The following is a 3,285-nucleotide window of genomic DNA, read 5'->3' on the forward strand; positions in this document are numbered from 1 at the left end:
GAGCGGGTCAGGGGCGGCGGGCCCGCGGTCGCCGCGTCCCTGGCGATGCTCTCGAAGTCGACGAGACCGGTGGCCTCCAGGACGGTTATGTGGTCGAGGACGGTCGTGTTCGCGTCGTCGGAGAGGGCCCGCACCAGTGAGTTACGGGTGTTCGCGCGGACCTCGGCCACCACCGAGAACACCTTGCCGTGCGCGCGGCGCAGGATGTTCGCGAACTTCTGGTTGTACGTCTCCCCACGCGCCCGGCTCAACTCGGCGAGCCAGCCCCGCTGCTGGGGGCTGGGCTGGCTGGGCAGTTCGAGGCTGAGCCGGGTGGCGACTTCCCGTACGCGCGCGTCCAGGAACGCGTGCCCCTCGACCAGGTGCCGGCCCGCGGTCCGCACCGCCTTGGTCGTGCCGCGCTCCTCGGCCTGCTGTCCGGCGGGCAGCTCCCACAGGCCCGCGAGGCGGACCTTGGTGATGAAGTCCCGGTCCAGGGCGGAGAGCGGCCCGAAGTCGGTCGACACCGTCTCGGCGTCGAGTCTGTCGAGGCCGGTGCCCGAGCGGTCCTCGTAGGACCAGAGGGGGAAGAGGAGCGCGGCCAGGGTCGCGACGAGTCCCGCGACGATGAGGCCTGTTCCGTTGACGGCTGGGGATCGCATGGTGCCTCCTGTTGCGGCACCGCACGTTAGTGCGCCTTCGGGGGCGGGATGACGGGTTATCGCGGGGTGTACGTCAACTGCGGTACGGCCGCGTGGGGGTGGGGCCGTTGGCGGGTGCCCTCAGAAGGAGGAGGACGAGCTGCTGCAACTGGACCCGCCGCCTCCGCCGCTGCTTCCGCTGCTTCCACTGGAGCAGGCCGAGCCGCTGCTTCCGCCGGAGCAGGCCGAGCCGCTTCCGCCGGAGCAGGCTGCCCCGCCTCCGCTTGAGCAGGCGTAGCCGCTCCCGCTTGAGCAGGCCGAGCCGCCGCCGGAGCACGCCGAGCCGCCCGCGGAACACGCCGCGCCGCCCCCGGGACCGCAGCCGGAGCCGGAGCCGGTGCCGCCCGAGCAGGCGAAGCCGTTGGGCCCGGCCCACGCCCCGGGGCCCTGGAACGGAGGCAGGTGCGGCACCGCCGGAGCAGGCGTCCGCCTCCGCACGCGGGCGGCGGCGATCAGCTGGGCACGCAGGTCGGGGTGGGCCGCCGCGAGGCCGCGGGTCGCCACGAGGTGCGCCGCGCCCGTGAGATGGCGTGAGGAGGCGACGTACTCGTCGAGAGCGCGGCGCCCCGCGGCGGTGAGCTGTTTCTCGGTGACGGAGAGGCAGCCCAGGGCGATCGCGAAGCCGATGACACCGGCCGGCACCATGTAGAGGATGGCGTCCGTCACGCGGTCGGTGCCGCCGAGCACCACCGCGTCGTCCGCGTACTGCGCCACGGTCAGCATGGAGGCGGCGAGGAACCCGAGGACGCACGCGAAGAGTTGCGCCGCGGCCCAGGTCCGCCATGTCCGCCGCGGGTCCGGCCGCATGAGCAGACCGCGAGCCGCGAGCGCGTCGCCCGTCTCCCGCACCGGGCCGCTGTGCGTCACGGCCGCGCGCAGCCAGTGCAGGGAGGCGTTGGGCGCCGCGCGGTGGGTGTCGATGACGGCCTGCTCGGCGGGGTTCCGCGCCGTGGGCCGGGGGATGCCGACGACGCCGGGCCCGGCCACGACGAGACGGCCGTCCTCGTGCAGGCCCGCGATCAGCGCGTCCGCGAGCCGGGCGGGACCGCCGGAGAGGAACGCGGCCTCCCACGTCCCGCGCACGAAGTCGCCGTGGTCGTCCCCGGCGGGGCCCGGCCCCTGGGGGCGCCCGGCCGCCACCACGCCTCTGATCAGCGCGGCGGAGGAGGCCACGACGAGGACCGTATACATGATTCCCGCGATGCTCACCGCGTCACCGCCTCAGCAGGACACGCCGGGTGGCCCGGAGCAGCCTGGCGGCGGGCCCCCGGGACAGCGGCGCGGGACCGGAACGCTCCAGCCACCAGTCGCTCAGCCGCCCCCTGGCGTCGGCGTCCCCGGGCCGCCCGGCGAGCAGCAGGTACTCGGCGAAGCCCAGCGCGTCCAGGCGGTAGCCGCCCGTCATGGGCCGGGACTGGGCGTAGGCGAGGAAGTCGGCGCGGTACGCCGCGCCGAGGATGCCCGGCAACTCGGGCGCGACCTTCGCGACGACGTCGGCCCGCTTGGCGGCCAGCGCCTGACTCTGCACCTTCAGCCGCACCCGGTCGAACCCTTCGGGCACCGGCGTCCCCGCGACGAGCGCGGAGAGCAGGGCGGCCTGCGCGAGGGCGGTGCGCTGGCGGGCGGCGGCGGTCGGCGGAAGCTCCCCGCGCGGCCCGCCGGGCAGGCCCGCACGCCGCCCGTCAGCGGGGCCCACGCCCGAACCCGACCCCGAACCCGCTCCCGGACCTGAACCCGCCCCCCAGACCGTGGCCCGGATCGTGTCCAACTCCCGCTCCAGCTCCGCCGGTTCGGGGAAGTTCTCGTCCCGTTCCAGGAGGACCCCCGGCGGCGTCACCCGGGAGGCGAGGTCGGCCAGGATGGCGAGTACCGGTTCCGGTACGGGGTGCGCGTGGCTGTCGTGCCAGACGCCGGCCCGCTCGAAGCCGCCCGCGACATGGACGTACGCGATGGCCTCGACCGGCAGCTCGTCCAGCGCCTTGGCCGGGTCCTCGCCGCGGTTGACGTGGTTCGTGTGGAGGTTGGCGACGTCGATGAGCAGACGTACGCCCGTACGCTCGACCAGCTCGTACAGGAACTGCCCCTCCGTCATCTCCTCGCCCGGCCAGGAGATCAGCGCGGCGATGTTCTCCACGGCGAGCGGCACCGGCAGCGCGTCCTGCGCGATGCGGACGTTCTCGCAGAGCACGGCGAGCGCGTCGCGGGTGCGCGGCACCGGCAGCAGATGCCCGGCTTCGAGGGGCTGCGTGGCGGTGAGGTCGCCCCCGGCGCGTACGAACGCGATGTGCTCGGTGACCAGCGGTGAGCCGAGCGCGAGCGCCCGCTCGGCGAGCGCGGTGAGCCGTCCCTCGTCGGGGCGGTCGGCGCCGCCGAGGCCCAGGGAGACGCCGTGCGGCACGACGGTCACGCCGCGCTCGCGCAGCCGCAGCAGGGAGTCGGGCAGATGGCCCGGGCAGACGTTCTCCGCGACGGCCTCGACCCAGTCGATGCCGGGCATCGCCTCCACGGCGTCCGCGATCTCCGGACGCCAGCCGATACCGGTCCCCAGACGCCGCATGTCGCTCCCCCTTCGTCCCCCGGCCTGCCGGTCCCCGGTCTCCCGGAC

General features: G+C 75.0%; 3 protein-coding genes. All 3 read right to left on the minus strand.

The window, feature by feature from the left end:
- Positions 1-641 (minus strand): DUF4142 domain-containing protein (locus GKQ77_RS30405; RefSeq protein WP_219692340.1); only part of this gene is annotated, 641 nt, incomplete at its 3' end.
- A gap of 120 nt (positions 642-761) precedes the next feature.
- The gene (locus GKQ77_RS30410) at positions 762-1,889 is read right to left on the minus strand and encodes a TIGR04222 domain-containing membrane protein (RefSeq protein ID WP_219692341.1); all 1,128 of its coding nucleotides are present in this window, start codon (positions 1,887-1,889) and stop codon (positions 762-764) included.
- A gap of 4 nt (positions 1,890-1,893) precedes the next feature.
- A complete protein-coding gene (locus GKQ77_RS30415) occupies positions 1,894-3,237 on the minus strand; it encodes an MbnB/TglH/ChrH family RiPP precursor modification enzyme (RefSeq protein ID WP_219692342.1) in 1,344 nt (447 codons plus the stop codon).
- Between the last annotated feature and the right edge of the window lie 48 nt (positions 3,238-3,285).

This window comes from Streptomyces anatolicus (genome assembly GCF_019400875.1).
Classification (GTDB): Bacteria; Actinomycetota; Actinomycetes; order Streptomycetales; family Streptomycetaceae; genus Streptomyces; species Streptomyces anatolicus.

Bases quoted from the DNA above. Each gene is read 5' to 3' on its own strand.
- GKQ77_RS30415 (WP_219692342.1), bottom strand. From the start codon at position 3,237: ATGCGGCGTCTGGGGACCGGTATCGGCTGGCGTCCGGAGATCGCGGAC.